The organism is Rhizobium sp. FG113, from assembly GCF_057809895.1.
Map to the genome: position 1 here is coordinate 44,235 of NZ_JBMDKV010000003.1, position 16,962 is coordinate 61,196.

Annotated in this window: 15 protein-coding genes and 1 tRNA gene; 8 read left to right on the forward strand and 8 right to left on the reverse strand. The window is 59.5% G+C overall.

Annotated features, from left to right (window positions below; all coding sequences use genetic code 11):
* Nucleotides 1-280: 280 nt before the first annotated feature.
* Nucleotides 281-457 (forward strand): hypothetical protein, encoded by a 177-nt coding sequence (locus ACODTZ_RS10320; RefSeq protein ID WP_489025517.1) that lies wholly within the window; start codon nt 281-283, stop codon nt 455-457.
* 108 nt (nt 458-565) lie between these two features.
* Nucleotides 566-1,051 carry a BON domain-containing protein gene (locus tag ACODTZ_RS10325; protein WP_489025519.1) on the forward strand — a complete coding sequence of 162 codons (486 nt, stop codon included), beginning with the start codon at nt 566-568 and terminating at the stop codon, nt 1,049-1,051.
* Between the two features lie 81 nt (nt 1,052-1,132).
* Here ACODTZ_RS10325 and ACODTZ_RS10330 read toward each other — a convergent pair whose 3' ends face one another.
* The 5 genes from ACODTZ_RS10330 to ACODTZ_RS10350 all read right to left on the reverse strand — a co-directional run bounded on the left by ACODTZ_RS10330 (nt 1,133) and on the right by ACODTZ_RS10350 (nt 8,733).
* Nucleotides 1,133-4,954 (reverse strand): vitamin B12-dependent ribonucleotide reductase, encoded by a 3,822-nt coding sequence (locus ACODTZ_RS10330; RefSeq protein ID WP_489025521.1) that lies wholly within the window; start codon nt 4,952-4,954, stop codon nt 1,133-1,135.
* Between the two features lie 593 nt (nt 4,955-5,547).
* Nucleotides 5,548-6,135: a hypothetical protein gene (locus ACODTZ_RS10335; RefSeq protein ID WP_489025523.1), complete on the reverse strand. Its 588-nt coding sequence runs from the start codon at nt 6,133-6,135 to the stop codon at nt 5,548-5,550.
* Nucleotides 6,136-6,320: 185 nt separating this feature from the next.
* A complete protein-coding gene (gpt, locus tag ACODTZ_RS10340) occupies nt 6,321-6,818 on the reverse strand; it encodes a xanthine phosphoribosyltransferase (RefSeq protein WP_047510080.1) in 498 nt (165 codons plus the stop codon).
* Nucleotides 6,819-7,008: 190 nt separating this feature from the next.
* Nucleotides 7,009-7,851, reverse strand: a complete 843-nt coding sequence (locus tag ACODTZ_RS10345) for a universal stress protein (protein ID WP_489025525.1) — start codon at nt 7,849-7,851, stop codon at nt 7,009-7,011.
* 108 nt (nt 7,852-7,959) lie between these two features.
* Entirely contained in the window at nt 7,960-8,733 is a 774-nt protein-coding gene (locus ACODTZ_RS10350; protein WP_489025527.1) for a competence/damage-inducible protein A, read from the reverse strand.
* Between the two features lie 295 nt (nt 8,734-9,028).
* On the opposite strand from ACODTZ_RS10350, the gene wrbA reads away from it, so the two are divergent.
* The 3 genes from wrbA (at nt 9,029) to ACODTZ_RS10365 (ending at nt 12,291) form a co-directional block, all read left to right on the forward strand.
* Nucleotides 9,029-9,625 (forward strand): NAD(P)H:quinone oxidoreductase type IV, encoded by a 597-nt coding sequence (gene wrbA / locus ACODTZ_RS10355; RefSeq protein WP_489025529.1) that lies wholly within the window; start codon nt 9,029-9,031, stop codon nt 9,623-9,625.
* A 622-nt stretch (nt 9,626-10,247) separates the two neighbouring features.
* Complete coding sequence (locus tag ACODTZ_RS10360; RefSeq protein ID WP_489025531.1) at nt 10,248-11,051, forward strand: hypothetical protein; 804 nt, start codon at nt 10,248-10,250, stop codon at nt 11,049-11,051.
* Between the two features lie 97 nt (nt 11,052-11,148).
* Nucleotides 11,149-12,291, forward strand: coding sequence for an acyltransferase family protein (locus tag ACODTZ_RS10365; RefSeq protein WP_489025533.1), 1,143 nt, complete (start codon nt 11,149-11,151; stop codon nt 12,289-12,291).
* Nucleotides 12,292-12,330: 39 nt separating this feature from the next.
* Here ACODTZ_RS10365 and ACODTZ_RS10370 read toward each other — a convergent pair.
* Together ACODTZ_RS10370 and ACODTZ_RS10375 are read right to left on the reverse strand one after the other, a co-directional pair.
* A tRNA-Leu gene (locus tag ACODTZ_RS10370) sits at nt 12,331-12,416 on the reverse strand.
* A gap of 62 nt (nt 12,417-12,478) precedes the next feature.
* Entirely contained in the window at nt 12,479-12,835 is a 357-nt protein-coding gene (locus ACODTZ_RS10375) for a VanZ family protein (protein ID WP_112979566.1), read from the reverse strand.
* 196 nt (nt 12,836-13,031) lie between these two features.
* On the opposite strand from ACODTZ_RS10375, the gene ilvA reads away from it, so the two are divergent.
* The 3 genes from ilvA (at nt 13,032) to ACODTZ_RS10390 (ending at nt 16,197) form a co-directional block, all read left to right on the forward strand.
* Nucleotides 13,032-14,282 carry a threonine ammonia-lyase gene (gene ilvA, locus ACODTZ_RS10380; protein WP_489025535.1) on the forward strand — a complete coding sequence of 417 codons (1,251 nt, stop codon included), beginning with the start codon at nt 13,032-13,034 and terminating at the stop codon, nt 14,280-14,282.
* Nucleotides 14,283-14,343: 61 nt separating this feature from the next.
* Entirely contained in the window at nt 14,344-14,673 is a 330-nt protein-coding gene (locus ACODTZ_RS10385) for an HlyU family transcriptional regulator (RefSeq protein ID WP_047510094.1), read from the forward strand.
* A 297-nt stretch (nt 14,674-14,970) separates the two neighbouring features.
* Nucleotides 14,971-16,197 (forward strand): GGDEF domain-containing protein, encoded by a 1,227-nt coding sequence (locus tag ACODTZ_RS10390; RefSeq protein WP_489026202.1) that lies wholly within the window; start codon nt 14,971-14,973, stop codon nt 16,195-16,197.
* A gap of 63 nt (nt 16,198-16,260) precedes the next feature.
* On the opposite strand, the gene ACODTZ_RS10395 is transcribed toward ACODTZ_RS10390, so the two are convergent.
* Nucleotides 16,261-16,875 carry an FMN-dependent NADH-azoreductase gene (locus tag ACODTZ_RS10395; RefSeq protein ID WP_018900127.1) on the reverse strand — a complete coding sequence of 205 codons (615 nt, stop codon included), beginning with the start codon at nt 16,873-16,875 and terminating at the stop codon, nt 16,261-16,263.
* Nucleotides 16,876-16,962 lie beyond the last annotated feature (87 nt).

The following is a 16,962-nucleotide window of genomic DNA, read 5'->3' on the forward strand; positions in this document are numbered from 1 at the left end:
CGCCATTACGTTCGGCGACGTGCTACCTAGTCGACATTGATTGTTCCTTCAAGGATTTTCCTGAAACAATTTTGCATGGCTGCCCGTCGCGACGAAAAAACGGTAGCAGCGCCCTCATCAGCTCGCGTCATGGGCGTGAATTTTGTTCGTGGCTGACTTGAGGCTGTATATGGCAGCGGAGGGCATGGGATGTGAAGCCGAATGCGCTTGCGCGGCGAGGGAACGCTTCATAGGCTCGCTGCGTTGATGGATTCGTTCAACGCTTTTCAGTAGGAATCACATGCGCGCTCAATCGAAGCCGTTCGTTGTTGAAATCAAGACTTCCCGCCGTACCGATCGCAGCAAGGAAAAATCCATCTGGGGCAATCTCGACCTCTCCGCCGTCGCGCAGGAAGTGGCTGATGACGTGCCCTTGTCGGCAGCACCTGTGGTCGCCGACGCGAAGAGCGCGCGGTAAGCGTTCCGCGCTACGCTCCAGCGCTGCGCGATGCGTTAATCCAACCATCCATGGCGAACCATCTGCCTCCTTGGGCGTTGTTTGAAAACACGCTGAAGGAGAAGATCGATGCCCATGAAAGATGATGGAAAGAAGCCGCTGTCTCGCAGCGAGGACTATCGCGACTTCGAAGAGCGCAATATCGACGACGGCTGGCCCTATGCGGATACACCGGACGCCGCGTCGGCAGCGCCTGAAAATCGCGCCTATGGTGAAACGCCCGCCAATTTCGACAGCAGCGACGATCCCGGCTTCCGCATCGACGGCATAGACCGCGATGGCAACGAGAACCGGCTGAAGGATTCGCTCCGCGCCGACACGATTGACCGCGATGACAGCGACGATCTCGAAGCGCGGGTCACCGAAAACATCGAGAACGTCCCCGAAGTCGACATCGGCAGCATCGAGGTCCACGCCGACGGCCATGTCGTCACGGTCGAGGGCTCCGTCGAGACCATCGGCATCGCCCGCAAGGTCGAACTCGCCGCCTCCTCGGTCGATGGCGTTCACCATGTGAGGAACAGACTGCACACGACGGGTGTGGATGCGCATTGATTTTTGCGCCCTGCCTACAACGGAAAAGGCCGCCCGCTTGGACAAGCGGACGGCCTTTTTAATTAGCGGTCTCTAACCCGATCAGCTGCAGCCGCTGGTCGCGCCGCAAGTGTCGCACTTCTCGCAGGTGCCGTTGCGCACCATCGTGAAGTTCTGGCACTCCGAGCAAATGTTGCCGGTGTAGCCCTGCATGATCGACCGGGCGCGGCGCTCGGATTCGATCTTCTTGGCCTCCGTCTTGGCCGATGCGGCGTCAGCTGCGGCCTTGTCGGAGAACAGGGCCGTTGCCTGCTGCTGGTTTTCAGTCGCGACTTCTTCGACCACTTCCTCGGCGATCTCTTCGGCCAGCTCCTTGGCGCGCTCTTCGTAATCGCGCTTGAAGGCGACGATTTCGGAGGTCGAGATGGCAGTCGTCGGCTCGATCTTGCGGGCGGCAGCGCCAGCGAAGGACGTTACCGTCGCACCGGACGAGGCGCGGGCAGGGGCGGCCGTTGCCGAGCCCTTCGGCTCGCCGGAAGCCTGGCGTTCGCTGTTCGAAACGATCGTCGGCTTGTAGCCGCGGGTCCAGCCGGTCGAGACGAGGTTCGTCTTGCCTTCCTGGATGCCCTTGCCGAGAGCCGTGTTCGAGAAGTCCGACGTGTCGACATGCGCCAGATCGTGGCGGCCGAGGTAGGAGACGGCCAGTTCGCGGAACACGTAGTCGAGGATCGACGTGGCGTTCTTGATCGCATCGTTGCCGATAACCATGCCGGCTGGTTCGAACTTGGTGAAGGTGAAGGCCTCCACATATTCTTCGAGTGGCACGCCGTACTGCAGACCGAGCGAGATGGCGATGGCGAAGTTGTTCATCATTGCACGGAAGGCGGCACCTTCCTTGTGCATGTCGATGAAGATCTCGCCGAGGCGACCGTCACCGAATTCGCCGGTGCGCAGATACACCTTGTGTCCGCCGACGGCAGCCTTCTGGGTGTAGCCCTGGCGGCGGTTCGGCAGCTTCTCGCGTTCGCGGGTCACGCGCTCAACCACACGCTCGATGATCTTTTCGGTGATGGTGACGGCCTGGGCGGCGACCGGCTGCTGCAGCAGATCGTCCAGTGCGTCCTCATCGCTTTCGTCTTCGATCAGCGAGGCGTTCAGCGGCTGCGAAAGCTTGGAGCCGTCGCGGTAGAGAGCGTTTGCCTTCAGGCCGAGCTTCCAGGAGAGCATGTAGGCGCTCTTGCAATCCTCGACCGTCGCGTCGTTCGGCATGTTGATCGTCTTGGAGATCGCACCCGAGATGAACGGCTGGGCAGCAGCCATCATGCAGATGTGGCTGTCGACCGAGAGGTAACGCTTGCCGATCTTGCCGCAAGGATTGGCGCAATCGAAGACGGCGAGGTGTTCGTTCTTCAGGAACGGTGCGCCTTCCAGCGTCATCGCGCCGCAGACGTGAACGTTGGCAGCCTCGATGTCCTTCTTCGAGAAGCCGATGTGCTCAAGCAGGTTGAAGCTCATGTCGCCGAGCTGTTCGTCGGAAACCTTCAGCGTGCCCTTCAGGAAATCGGTGCCGAGCGTCCACTGGTTGAAGACGAACTTGATGTCGAAGGCCGACTTCAGCGCGCCGTTCAGCGCTTCGATCTTCTCGTCGGTGAAGCCCTTGGCCTTCAGCGAGCCGGGGTTGATCGCCGGTGCCTGGTTCAGGTTGCCGTGGCCGACAGCGTAAGCCTCGATCTCGGCGATCTGGCTCTCGGCGTAGCCGAGCGTGCGCAGAGCTTCCGGAACGGCGCGGTTGATGATCTTGAAGTAGCCGCCGCCGGCGAGCTTCTTGAATTTCACCAGCGCGAAGTCAGGCTCGATACCGGTCGTGTCGCAATCCATGACGAGGCCGATCGTGCCTGTCGGCGCAATGACGGTTGCCTGGGCGTTGCGGTAGCCGTGCTTTTCGCCGAGCTCGAGAGCCTTGTCCCAGGCGCTCTTGGCGTGAGCCGCCAGATCCTGGTCCGGGTTCTCGGAGTGGATGAGCGCGACCGGGTTGATCGACAGGCCTTCATAGCCCGACGTCTCGCCGTAAGCGGCGCGGCGATGGTTGCGGATGACCCGCAGCATGGCTTCGCGGTTCGGCTTGAACATCGGGAAAGGTCCGAGTTCAGACGAGATCTCGGCCGAAGTGGCGTAGGAGATGCCGGTCATGATCGCGGTCAGCGAGCCTGCGATGGCGCGGGCTTCGTCGCTGTCGTAGGGAATGCCCGACGACATCAGCAGGCCGCCGATGTTGGCGTAGCCGAGGCCGATCGTGCGGTATTCGTAGGAGCGCTCGGCGATCTGCTTCGACGGGAACTGTGCCATCATCACGGAGACTTCAAGCACGATCGTCCAAAGGCGAACGGCGTGTTCGTAATCAGCGATGTTGATGCGCTTGGTGGCCGCATCCTTGAACTGGATGAGGTTCAGCGAGGCAAGGTTGCAGGCCGTGTCGTCGAGGAACATGTATTCCGAGCACGGGTTGGATGCACGGATCGGGCCGGCAGCCGGGCTGGTGTGCCAGTCGTTCATCGTCGTGTTGAAGTGCAGGCCCGGATCGGCCGATGCCCATGCGGCGTAGGAGATCGATTCCCACAGGTCGCGTGCCTTCAGCGTCTTCATGACCTTGCCGTCCTTGCGGGCGGTCAGGTTCCAGTCGCTGTCGTTTTCGACTGCGCGCAGGAAGTCGTCCTTGATCGAGACCGAGTTGTTGGAGTTCTGGCCCGAAACCGTGAGGTAGGCTTCCGAATCCCAGTCGGTGTCGTAGGTCTTGAACTCGAGGTCCTTGTAGCCCTGGCGAGCGAACTGGATGACGCGGCCGATATAGTTCTCTGGAACCTGGTCCTTCTTGGCAGCGCGCACTTCGCGCTTCAGGGCAGGGTTCTTGTTCGGGTCGTAGCAATCGTCATTGTCGCCGTCGCAATTGACGCAAGCCTTCATGATCGCCTTCAGGTGGCGATTGACGATCTTGGAACCGGTGACGAGGGCAGCAACCTTCTGCTCTTCCTTGACCTTCCAGTTGATGTATTCCTCGATATCCGGATGGTCGATGTCGACCACGACCATCTTGGCCGCGCGACGCGTCGTGCCGCCAGACTTGATGGCGCCGGCAGCGCGGTCGCCGATCTTCAGGAAGCTCATCAGGCCGGAGGAACGGCCGCCGCCGGAAAGGCGTTCGCCTTCGCCGCGCAGATACGAGAAGTTGGAGCCGGTGCCGGAGCCGTACTTGAAGAGGCGGGCTTCGCGAACCCACAGGTCCATGATGCCGCCTTCATTGACCAGATCGTCTTCGACGGACTGGATGAAGCAGGCGTGCGGCTGCGGATGCTCATAGGCCGACTTCGACTTCGTCAGCTTGCCGGTGAAGGGGTCGACATAGAAGTGGCCCTGGCCGGGACCGTCGATGCCGTAGGCCCAGTGCATGCCGGTGTTGAACCACTGCGGCGAGTTCGGAGCGACGCGCTGTGTCGCGAGCATGTAGGCGAGTTCGTCGCGGAAGGCGGCCGCGTCTTCTTCGGAAGAGAAATAGCCACCCTTCCAGCCCCAGTAGGTCCAGGTGCCGGCCAGACGGTCGAAGACCTGGCGCGCATCGGTTTCAGAACCGTACTGCTGATCCTTCGGGAGTTCCTTCAGAGCGGCCTCATCGGCAACCGAGCGCCACAGGAAGGAAGGAACGTCGTTTTCCTCGACCTTCTTGAGGCGGGCAGGGACGCCGGCCTTGCGGAAATACTTCTGCGCCAGAATGTCGGCCGCGACCTGCGAAAACTGCGCGGGAACATCGATGTTCTCGAGGCGGAATACGATCGACCCGTCAGGGTTCTTGATCTCGCTGGTTGCCTTGCGGAATTCGATAGCCGCGTAAGCGCCCTGATCTGCCTTCGTAAATCGGCGTTCTATGCGCATTTGCCTTAACCTCTAGCTCGCGCGCCCCGTCCCCGTTGACCAAGGCGCAAGTTTCCACCTCCGGCGGCGCCGTAAGGAGCGCAGCCAGTTCTCGTTTCCGTATCGTCACAGGAGTGTCATCCGGAGATGGGTCATCCTGTATCTTGTGGTGATGGTGGCTGCAATGACTAAATATAGTATTAACAGCCTTTTTCCGCCAGCCCCGGATGTCGCTTTTTCAGGCGGCAAAAATCGCGCAGAACATACTCATGGCGGCTCACCCCTCATGGATCAACGCCCTGATTCAATGCTCGATTTCTGGTGAGAACCGGCCTCGTCATGTCCGGTTCAGCTGCCGCCGCAACATCGAAGTTCATTAAGTTGAAAACAGGCGATTCCGTCAAGGGCTTGTCCTTAACGAAGTGTTCACCACAAGATATTGTGGAGTGGCCTGTGGAGACTGGGGAAAAACCAGTTGGGCAAGAATTTCAATGGCTTGCTACGGGATGCGCAAGGGAAATGCCAAAGCCGGATAAATTTTGCCATATTTTGTCATTTGGCGGTGGCTTTTGGAGCGCAAATGAGCCTTGTGATTCGCGAGGCCGAACAAGGCGCTAAAGTGCGTCGATGGCGATGGTCACGGTGGCGCTTCCGATCGCCTGTCCACTCTCGTCGCGAACCGTGAAACTTGCCTGCGTTTCCAGCAATTGCGTGGCATCGTCGCGGCTGGCGCGATCGATGAAGACCTCGTCGGAGTCCCGGGCGAAGGTCTTCAGGAACTTGTTTTCGTCGCCCTGCCAGTAGTCGTTGGTGGGCACGCTCTGTGCGACATTCAGTCCGTTCCGGTCGGTCACGAATATTTCCACAATCGTTCCTTGCGAATCATCCTGCTTGGCTTTGAGGTATCGCGAGACCGGACTGTTGAGGAGGCGGGTGACCATCTGCCATTGCCCGCTCTTGATCTCCGAGCGGTAGCTGTTGTCGAGCACCTGGATATCAATAGCGCTGACATCGCCGAACTTCTTGTTCTGCGCCTTGATAGCGGCCAGAACGTTCGGCTTGTTGATCATCGGCTTGACGAGCGTATCCACATATTCGCGCACGACGGAGATATAGGCGGGTTCGGCTAAGACCGCGCGCGGATGCGCGTTCAAGCACAGCCCGAAGGCCGCGATCAAGCCGATAAACCGCCAACGCTGCATGGTCGTTCCAGTGTCGCGCTAGCGACCGCCCTCTACCCAAACACCCTGCCGCGCCCTTGCCGCCTGATGCCATATGATCATACGGCGGACGGCGAGGGGCGGACAGCGAATTTGATTATGTTAGTAAACAAAGATTGGAGCAATTTAAAGTTGCTTCCGTCTTTGTCTGCCAGGAGTCTGGAAAATCAGCCCTTGCTGCCCTTGGAGATTGGCTCCTGATAGCTGAAACCCATATCCCACGGGAAGTAGATCCAGGTATCCTGGCTCACCTCGGTGACGAAGGTATCGATCGTAGGCACACCCTGTGGTTTTGCGTAGACGCAGGCGAAATGTGCCTTCGGAAGCAGCGTGCGGACTTCCGACGCCGTCTTGCCGGTATCCGTCAGATCGTCGACGACGAGCACGCTTTCGCCGCCATCTTCCAGCAGTTCGGCCGCGATGCCCTTGAGGAGCATCATCTCGCCCTGGTTCACGTAGTCGTGGTAGGACGCGACACAAACCGTCTCGATCAGGCGGATGTTCAGTTCGCGCGAAATGATGGCGGCCGGCACGAGGCCGCCGCGGGTGATGCAGACGATCGCCTTGAAATCGCGGTTGAGGCCGGCAAGGCGCCAAGCCAGCGCGCGCGCGTCGCGGTGAAATTGATCCCAGGAAACGGGAAAGGCTTTATCGGGAAGGGACATTGGCTCGCTCCGAGGCATGGATGATGACACGCCGTTTGCCGGCGGCCGGACGCTCTTCCGTTCACTCGGGTCAAACGCAAATCGCGCAGCCGAGACTGCGCGATGGAAGGACCGAAGCCGGAGCTCGTCGTCGGTCGTGGCAATTAGCGGAATTTGGCCGCAAAACGCAAGCCCCCGCTGATCGCGGCCGCTAGCGCGAAAGCAGCGTCATCGCCGTCATGGAATGCAACAGCGTCTTCGTCGTGCCGCCGAAGATCATCTGCCAGAGCCTCGAATGCGTGTAGGCACCCATCACCAACAGATCGATGCTGCTGTCGGACAGCCGGTTCTCGATAACGGCCGAAGTGCTCTTGTCCGTGGTTGTCGCCGTCGCGAGGGTAGCGTTGACGCCGTGGCGGGCGAGTGTCGCTGCGATTTCCGCACCCGCGACCGCTGCCGATTGCAGCGCGTTGTCGACCGGGTCGACGGAGAAGATCTCAACCTCGTCGGCGGCCTTCAGGAAGGGCAGGGCGTCGAAGGTGGCCCGCGCCGCTTCCTTCGAGCCGTTCCAGGCGACCAGCACCCGCTTGATCGGCTTCGGCTGGCGGATGATGAACGGGATCATCAAGACCGGCCGTCCGCTTTCGAGCAGGAAGTTGTCGACATCGACGTGACTGTCCGACGGCCGTGCCGGATCGGCCTGCGAGGCGATCAGGAGATCAGCGCTGCGCGCACTTTCGATCAACGGCGCCGAGCCATAGCCCGTCGAGGAGGCAAAGCTGCGCCACTCGAACGAGACGCCTTCGACTTCGGCCTTGCGGCGAACGATCGTCTCGATCTTGACCCTTTCGCTATGCGCCATGTCCTGCAGCGCCTGCACGGCGACGGGATCCGGGATCTCCATCGGCGCCACGAGCGGCACGACGGCGATCGTTTCCGCATGTAGTCCGATCACATGGGCACCGTGTTCCGCAGCCAGCGCGAAGGCGAGATCGGCGACTGCAACGCAATTGTCTGAAGTATCGAGAATCGCAAGAATGGTTTTGTAGGACATGTGTATCTCCTTGCTCGGATGAAAAAGTCCGTAAGAGAAGCAATGCGCTTGGCCGGCATTTGTTTCCTTGACCGAGATCAAGTCCCGCAGTCCGGCTCTAGAAAGAAATTAGGCCTCCGCTGATGGGTTTTCCAGGACAGTCCGCTCGCGGCGAATGCCTTCGATCATCGCCGCGACATCCGCGCCGGCTGCATCGATCACGGCCTGCGAGCGACCACGAACGACGATCTCGGTCGAGAATTTCTGGCCGACATAGCGCGGATAGGAGCCGATGCTCGTTTCCGGATGCGCCTTCTGGATCGAGGCGAGCGGCGTGCCGATATCCCCTTCGCCATAAGGGCATGAGATCGCCAGCGACAGCACCGGCGTTCCGGTTCTGAGCGTCGGGATCACCGCGTCGACCATCGCCTGAAACACCTGCGGCACGCCGGCCATGACATAGACGTTGCCGATGACGAAACCCGGCGCGGTGGAGACCGGGTTTGGAATGTGCGTTGCGCCGACAGGCATACGCGCCATCCGCTGGCGGGCCTCGGTGAACTCCATCTCGCGGCGCTTGTACATCTCGCCGAGTAGCGCCATCGCCTTCTCGTCATGATGGCAGGCAACGCCGAAGGCCTTGGAGACGGCGTCGGCCGTGATGTCGTCATGTGTCGGCCCGATGCCGCCCGAGGTGAAGACATAGTCGTATTTCGTCCTCAGCGCGTTCAGCGCCTCGACGATCGCGTCTTCCTCGTCCGCGACGATGCGGACTTCCTTGAGGTCGATGCCTGCAAGCAGCAGCATATCGGCGAGATGACCGATGTTCTTGTCCTTGGTGCGGCCGGATAAAAGCTCGTCGCCGATGGCCAGAATGGCTGCAGTCACAATCTGTTGGGTCATGGTAGGCCTCTGTCTTCACTCAGTCTTTGGCGTCGAGCTTATACCAAATAGAGCGGACGGGAAGCCCGTGGTGGCGCATACGGAAATGTGAACGCAAGCCAAAAACGTGCGATAAGATTGAACAGTCCGTCTCCCGCAACGCGGCTGGCCGCCACCAAGTGCATGCGCTAGCTATTGGTCATACGCACGATAGCGTTGCGAGGCATTCTTTATGATACGCGAATTCATCAAACGGATTTTGGTCGGTGCGCCAACGCAAGCACCCGCCGCAACCCAGAAAGAGGAAACTTCCAAGATGGCTAAGGTTCTGGTTCTTTACTATTCGTCGTACGGCCACATCGAGACGATGGCATACGCCGTTGCCGAAGGCGCGAAATCCGCAGGCGCCGACGTGACCGTCAAGCGCGTACCGGAACTGGTGCCGGAAGAGGTCGCCAAGGCATCGCATTTCAAGCTGGACCAGCAGGCACCGGTCGCCACCGTGGACGAACTCGCGGAATACGACGCGATCATCGTTGGCGCAGGCACCCGCTTCGGCACCGTTGCATCGCAGATGCGTAACTTCTGGGATCAGACGGGCGGCCTGTGGTTTGCCGGCAAGCTGGTCGGCAAGATCGGCTCGGTCTTCACCTCGTCCGCCACGCAGCACGGCGGCCAGGAATCCACCATCCTCGGCTTCATCCCGACCTTCCTTCACCAGGGCATGGTTGTCGCCGGTCTTCCCTACGCCTTCCAGGGCCAGATGGGTGTTGACGAGATCAAGGGCGGTTCGCCCTACGGTGCGTCCACGATCACCGATGGCGATGGTTCGCGTCAGCCTTCGGCTGTCGAGCTCGATGCCGCCAAGTTCCAGGGCGCGCATGTTGCCAAGCTTGCGGCAAAGCTCGCCTGAGCCAAGGCACCTTGAAACAGTGAAGGCGCGGCCTCGGGCCGCGCCTTTTCATGTGTGGCGTCGAAACGCCGTCATAAAATAGAAGTCGTCGCTGCTGATTTCCGCGATCGTCTAGCCGTAAAATCCGTGGAATTTTGCCGTGTAAACGAACAGCGGTACCCCAAATACCGCCAGTGCGATCAAGAATGCCGTGCCTGTTCTAAACAGTCTCAGGCGCCGTGTTCTGGCGCCATCCCAATCGTAAACCATCGTCTTACTCCCACCACAAGACAAGCTTTACAAATACACGCCCTAAAGCCGTAGCTTTGCTGACGGCGGGCATACAAACACATTCTAACGTTGCAAGAAAGAGATATTACCAATTAATTAAGCGATGTCTCATAAATGCATCGCAGCCGCTCGTTTTGTCTTCGGCTATTCTTGGAGCGGTGCGCAAGTCGGCGTTGCTCCATTCGACCGCTGCTGGATGCGGATATGGGCTCGTTGCTGCCTTTGACGGGGTACATGCTTCGATTCTTCGCTGTTCGAGCAACCCATCCTTTACGTCTTTGCTGATACTTATGTCAGCACCTGTTGAATAGCATGGGATTCCAATGTGTTGCGGCTGATACGAATAAGCGCATTGCTGACGATCTTGCTCGTCTGCATGTTTTTCCTCCCGCCTTTCAATGGATACGTTAATGGGGGCGTTCAATACGTCCGGGACTATTTCGACAAGAGGCCCGAGCAGACCGCCCTGTTCATCGGCAACAGCCGCACCTTCTATAACAATATGCCCCAGATGGTGCGCGCCATCGCCGATTCCGCCGGCTACTCCAAGAGACTGCGCATCGTGATGGATGCGGAACCGGGCGTCAGCCTCGGCTATCACATCAAGAGCGAAAAAACCCAGGCGCTCCTTTCTCGACGCTGGGATCAAGTCGTGCTGCAGGTGCTGAGCAGCGACCAGTATAGCGCGCGGCAATCCGGCCCGGCATGGGATGATGCCGAGAACCTGATACGGGAGGTTCAGGCGAAAGGCGACGTGCCGGTCATGTTCGTCACCTGGCGCTATACTGATCAGTGCGTAAAGGATGCCGGCATGCCGAAGACGGCCGGCGATTACTCACCAATGGGTTATGCTGACATGCACCTCAACATCCAGCGGCAGCATGCCCGTCTCGCCGCGCTGACCGGCGTCGCGCTCGTCAATGTCGGCATGATTTGGGAAGCGCTTCAGAGCCAGCCGAAGGATTTCAATCTCTACTATGATTGCAACCATCCTTCGATCTACGGCAGCTATCTCTCGGCTCTAATGTTCTACAACTATTTTTCCGGAAACGACGTTCTGAACGTGACGTTCCGGCCGAGTGAAATGTCTTCGGAGGACGCGGCGATGCTGCGGAAGGCTGTATCGGACTATCTGGCGAATTCCGCCAAGGCTTGAAATATTGCGATAAACATATTCAATCAAGCCGGTTAAATTAACGTCTGTTAAATTCCCTTATGGTTGTATATCCCCGGGGCTGAGGGCGGGATATATGGTGGGCGACAGACTAGATGGACGACGTCACGATCTTGATGCGTTGCGTGTGTTTTGCTTTGGCACGCTCATCATCTACCATTCGAGCCTTGTCTATGGAGCGAAGACCTGGTGGGTCCATGCTTCGGATACCACAAAGCTGATCGATCTGATCACGATCGGGTCGCATCCATGGCGGATGAGCCTGCTATTCTTCATTTCCGGCGTGGTCACGGCATCGCTGCTCAAGAAGAGATCCGTGGCTGAAATTCGCAACACCCGCACGCGGCAGCTCCTTCTGCCCTTTGTATTCGGCGTTTTCGTGGTTGTGCCGCCGCAGATCTATGTCTCGCCTTACAACTTCACCCCCTATCTCTCTTATTGGGAGTTCTGGAAGACCTATGTCGTCTCCGGGATTCAGCTTGAGCATATGTGGTTCCTGGCCTATCTCTGGATCTATGTCATCGCCTGGTCGGTTGCCCAGCCGCAGCTCGCGCGGCGCTGGCCCGGCCTATCGGCGTCCCTGGCGGCGCGGCTGCGGGGCAGGGGCTTGTTCGTGGCGCCGATCGCATTTCTGTCGATCCTGAGGCTCTGTCTCTATCCCGTCTTCGGCGAGACGCTGGTCATCAATTCCGATCTCTATGCGCACGCCGTGTATTTCTCGATTTTCATGCTGGGCACGCTGCTCGCCAACGAGCAAAGCTTCTGGCAGGAGATCGATCGCCAGCGCTGGATGAGCCTCTGTGTCGCGACGCTGTCGCTGGCGGCGCTTACGGCAGTATTCCTGTTCATCCCACGGGAGGCGAGGCCGGATGCACTCGTGGTCGCGATCAGGGTCGCCCGCTCGGCCTTCCAATGGAGTGCCGTGCTTGCGCTGCTTGCTTTCGCGGGCAGGATCGCCAACCGGCCGAACCGGGTCATCATGTACCTGAACAAGTCGATCATGACCTATTATATCGCGCATCAGACGGTGATCGTCATCGCGGCCTACTACATCGCGCAGGCAGGCCTTCTCGACATCCGTTCCTTCATACCGCTCGTGATCTTCACGGCGCTTGTCTGCGCGCTCATCGCGGAGATGAAGACGCGCTTCAGACCCTTCCTCACCAATATGACATCGATGATAAAAGGGCTGCGAAAACCGCTTCCCTCGGAAACGGCCTGAGTCGTCCTCACATCAATTTATGGGTAAATACCAGGCACCTGGTGCGGGCGGCGGGGATCGAACCCGCACAGCCAAAGGCCGAGAGATTTTAAGTCTCTTGCGTCTACCAGTTTCGCCACGCCCGCGCAGGCTTCTCATTCAACGACTGCGGCGATTCAGTCAAGGGCATGCGTGCGCGGGGCAGGCGTCAAGATGCATTCGCCTTGGCGGCGCGAACCCTGTTGAACAGCGATCCGATAGCGACGCCGACCGTGGCGCCCACGGCTTTTACCGCGGCGTCGTGAAGGCGTGCGTGGCGAGTGGGCGACAGATATTGCAGATACTCGATAAAGACCGCGCCTGCGATCAGGAGTAAAGCGACTGTCAGCCAGTGCTTGGGATAAGCCACGGAGAAGGCGAGGCCTACCACCATATAGGCAAGCGCCCGGTCGACATTGACTGAAGTCACCGTATGAGGACGAAGGCCGATCGGCGAGACCGTTACGAAAATGATGGCGGCGAGGAGGAGCCAGGCGAGCGGCTTTGAGAATTTGTCTGCTGTCATAAAACTCACAATATTGATGTCACCGGGCGGTTTCACCGCACGATTGCGTTATCTCGGCGGCGCACCCGACTTACGCCCGGGTTTTTTTAAAGACGCGCATCACTGCGCCCTACCGAACCGTTGTGGTTGAAAATGGGCTTCATTCGAGGGTCTGCCTATGGCATAGCGTGGGGCGCAATAACAAGGGACTGAGACCGTGACCAGACAGAATGTCGAAGCTGCCGAAGAGGCTCTGCGCAGCCTTTTTCCGGCAACGCCGCTGCAACTCAACGAACATTTGTCCGCCCGCTATGGCGCCGACATCTGGTTGAAGCGCGAAGACCTGTCGCCCGTCCGCTCCTATAAGATCCGTGGTGCCTTCAATTTCTTCCGCAAGCGCATCGAGGAAGGCGCTTCTGGCAAGACCTTCGTCTGCGCGTCCGCCGGCAATCATGCGCAGGGTTTTGCCTTCGTCTGCCGCCATTTCGGCGTTCCTGGCGTCGTATTCATGCCGGTGACGACACCGCAGCAGAAGATCGACAAGACCCGCATCTTCGGCGGCGAATTCATCACAATCAAGCTGACCGGCGACTTCTTCGACCAGTGCTACAAGGCAGCCCGCGACCACGTCGAGACGATCGACGGCGTCATGGTGCCGCCCTTCGATCATGACGATATCATCGAGGGCCAGTCGACTGTCGCTTCCGAGATCATGCAGCAGTTGCCGGAGGGCACGGTGCCCGACCTCGTCGTCATGCCTGTCGGCGGCGGCGGTCTGGCGGCCGGCATCAGCGGTTATCTGAAGGACACGGTGCCGAGCACGGGCTTCTTCTTCGTCGAGCCGCAGGGCGCGCCGAGCCTGAAGCGCAGCATCGAGGCCGGCGAGGTCGTGACACTCTCCAAGGTCGACAACTTCGTCGATGGCGCTGCCGTTGCCCGCATCGGCGACCTGAATTTCGCGGCGCTGAAGGATTTTCCGAGCAATCAGGTCATGCTGATGCCGGAGAACGCCATCTGCGTCACGATCAACGAAATGCTGAACGTCGAGGGCGTGGTGCTGGAACCGGCAGGCGCTCTGTCGCTGACGGCAATCGCCACGATGGATCCCGAAACGATCCGCGGCAAGACGGTGGTTGCGATCGTCTCCGGAGGCAATTTCGATTTCGAGCGGCTTCCGGATGTGAAGGAAAGGGCCATGCGGTACGCGGGCCTGAAGAAATACTTTATTCTCCGCCTTCCGCAGCGTCCGGGCGCGCTCCGCGACTTCCTCAACCTGCTCGGCCCCGATGACGATATCGCCCGCTTCGAATATCTGAAGAAGACCGCCCGCAATTTCGGTTCCGTCCTGATCGGCATCGAAACCAAGGCGCCGGAAAACTTCGCGGCACTCTTCGCGAAGTTCGAGGCATCGGGTATCAGCTTCGAGGACATCACCGAAAACGAGATCCTCGCGAACCTCATCATTTAACTTTTACGGCAACGGCCCTATCTAACCCTGATGGCATCCGCCCTCATGACAAAGGCGTATCATGGCTTCGATTTTTTCCAGCATTTTCTCCATGTTCTCGGGCGGCGCGAAGCAGCCGGGCGCTGCGTCTTCGAGCGCCGCTTCCGATCCGCAGCCCTATGCCGATTGCACGATTTACGCCGAACCGATGAAGGAAGGTGGCCAGTACCGATTGGCCGGCCGTATCGAGAAGACCGTTGGCGACGAGGTGCTGGTGCGCAATTTCATCCGCGCAGACATGTTTTCGTCGACGGATGATGCGATCGAATGCACCGTGCGCAAGGCGCAGCAGATCATCGATCAGAACGGACCATCCTTGTTCAGCGACGGAGCCAAGGTTCGTCAGGTCTGATCACGAAAGGCTGGCGCGCCCTTGCGTGTCGAGCGGTCGCGCCGCCACTCCCTCATGCTATATTAAAACATTGCGGCGATCCTGCGCTCAGCAGACATCGCAGGAATATCCAGTGCCTCAGAATGCCCGCCGCCGCACATTCGTTGCAAATGCCGCCGACAGCGTGGTCGAGATGGCATGGCGTGGTGTCATCGGGCCACTGCGGCCGATGCATCGCCTTGACGGGAGGTCGCGGCGTTGATCGCAAACGTCAATCTCATCCTCTTCGTTGTCGAAGCCATCGGCTACTTCACGCTGATGGTAACGCTGCTGCATTTTCGCGCCCGTATCGGCCTCGGCATATTCCTGACGGCGCTTGGCGTCATGCATTTCATGGAGACCTACCTCGCGGCGGTCTTTTATGTCGAGTTGCCGTTCGGTATCGTCTCGCCGGGATCATCGGTGTTTTTCACCGGCAAACTGATGATGATCCTGATGCTCTATCTTCAGGAAGACGCCGCCGTTGTCCGCCAGCCGATATACGGGCTCTTCATCGGCAACCTTTTGACCGTTGCGATCGCCTGGATCGTGCAATGGCACGCGCCGCTGGAGCTGACATCTGGCGCGCTCCCCAGCGACGAGTTCCTGAAGGAAATGGGCTGGCTGATGCTCGGGGGTACGGCCATCCTCTATCTCGACGCGATCGGCATTATCCTCCTCTACGAGCGGCTCGGCCGCTATCTCCGGCAACGGCCGATCCTGCGCTTCATGATCTGCGGCTTCGTGCTTTTGACCTTCGACCAGATCGCCTTCTTCGGCGCGCTGCATTATTCGGTCGGCGTCCCGCTTGCCGCCTTCTGGGGTGGGTGGAAGGCAAAGATGCTCGCCGTGTGCATCTACACGGTGCTCTTCGCGATCTACGAGAAATGGATCGGCCGTGCTGTCACCACTTCGAGCGCACGCCCCATCGGCGACATCTTCAGCGACCTGACCTTCCGCGAACGCTACAACGATCTCTTGAGCCGCACCGGACGGGACGTATTGACCGGGCTTTACGACCGCACGCGAATGGAACTCGAAGCGCCGATCATGATCCGCGAATCGCTGCGCCAGGGGCAGTCCGCGACGGTAATGATCCTCGACGCCGATCACTTCAAGAACGTCAACGACGTGTTCGGCCACCTGCAGGGCGATGATGTCCTGCGCGCGATCTCAGCGCGTCTAGGCTCGATCCTGCGCGCCGGCGATCGGGTCTTCCGCTTCGGCGGCGAGGAATTCGTGGCGATCTGCCCCGTGACTGATCACGCCGAAGGCCTGCGTCTGGCCGAGAGGTTGCGCTGGACGATCGAAAGCAGTGTCGCCACGCCCGATGGCAAGCCGGTAACGATCAGCATCGGCGTTGCGACAGCCACCGAAGATGGCGATGCCTTCACGGCGATCCTGTCGGCAGCGGACGAGCGGCTTTATTGCGCCAAGAAGAACGGCCGAAACTGCGTCTTCGGTCAGACCGGCGTCCATGGTCTTACGGTCGCCGGCCAACAGTAAGTCTCCACAAACAAAAAGACGGCCGGCAAGCCGACCGTCTTCCTGAATTGATTGCCCTTTGAATTAGGCAGCGAGCGCGAGTTCTTCAGCGCGGGCCTTAGCAGCGCCGACAGCCTTCTCGGCTGCTTCAGGACCAAAGGCAAGGCCTTCGACATAGATGGTCTCGACGTCGGTGATGCCCATGAAGCCGAGAACGGTCTTCAGATAAGGCACGGCATGGTTCATGCCGGCAGCCGGACCCTGCGAGTAGACACCGCCGGAAGCGAGAACGACGTAGACCTTCTTGCCGGTGGCAAGGCCAACCGGGCCGTTTTCGGTGTACTTGAAGGTCAAGCCAGCGCGGGCGACGTTGTCGATCCAACTCTTCAGCGACGAATAGATGTTGAAGTTGATGAGGCCGGTGCCGATGACGATGGTGTCGGCTGCGAGCAGCTCGTTGACCAGCTCGTCGGAAATCTTCGCGGCTTCGTTTTCTTCGGCCGTGCGGGCGTCCGCCGGCTTGCGGATGGCGCCGGTGAAGAGGTCGTTGATATGGGCTAGCGGGTTCGCGGCGAGGTCACGGCGAACGACGACACTGCCGGCCTTCTGCGACTGGAGCTTGCCAGCGAGGTCTACGGCGATATCGGTCGAAAGCGACTCAGCACGCGGGCTGGAGGTCAAGAGCAGAATGGACGACATGATTGATAATCCTTTGATCTTTGCGTTTGCGGCGCGATCGGGGGATGGTCGAACCGCGTCTTCGAGTGAAGAAATAGGTCTAGCGGC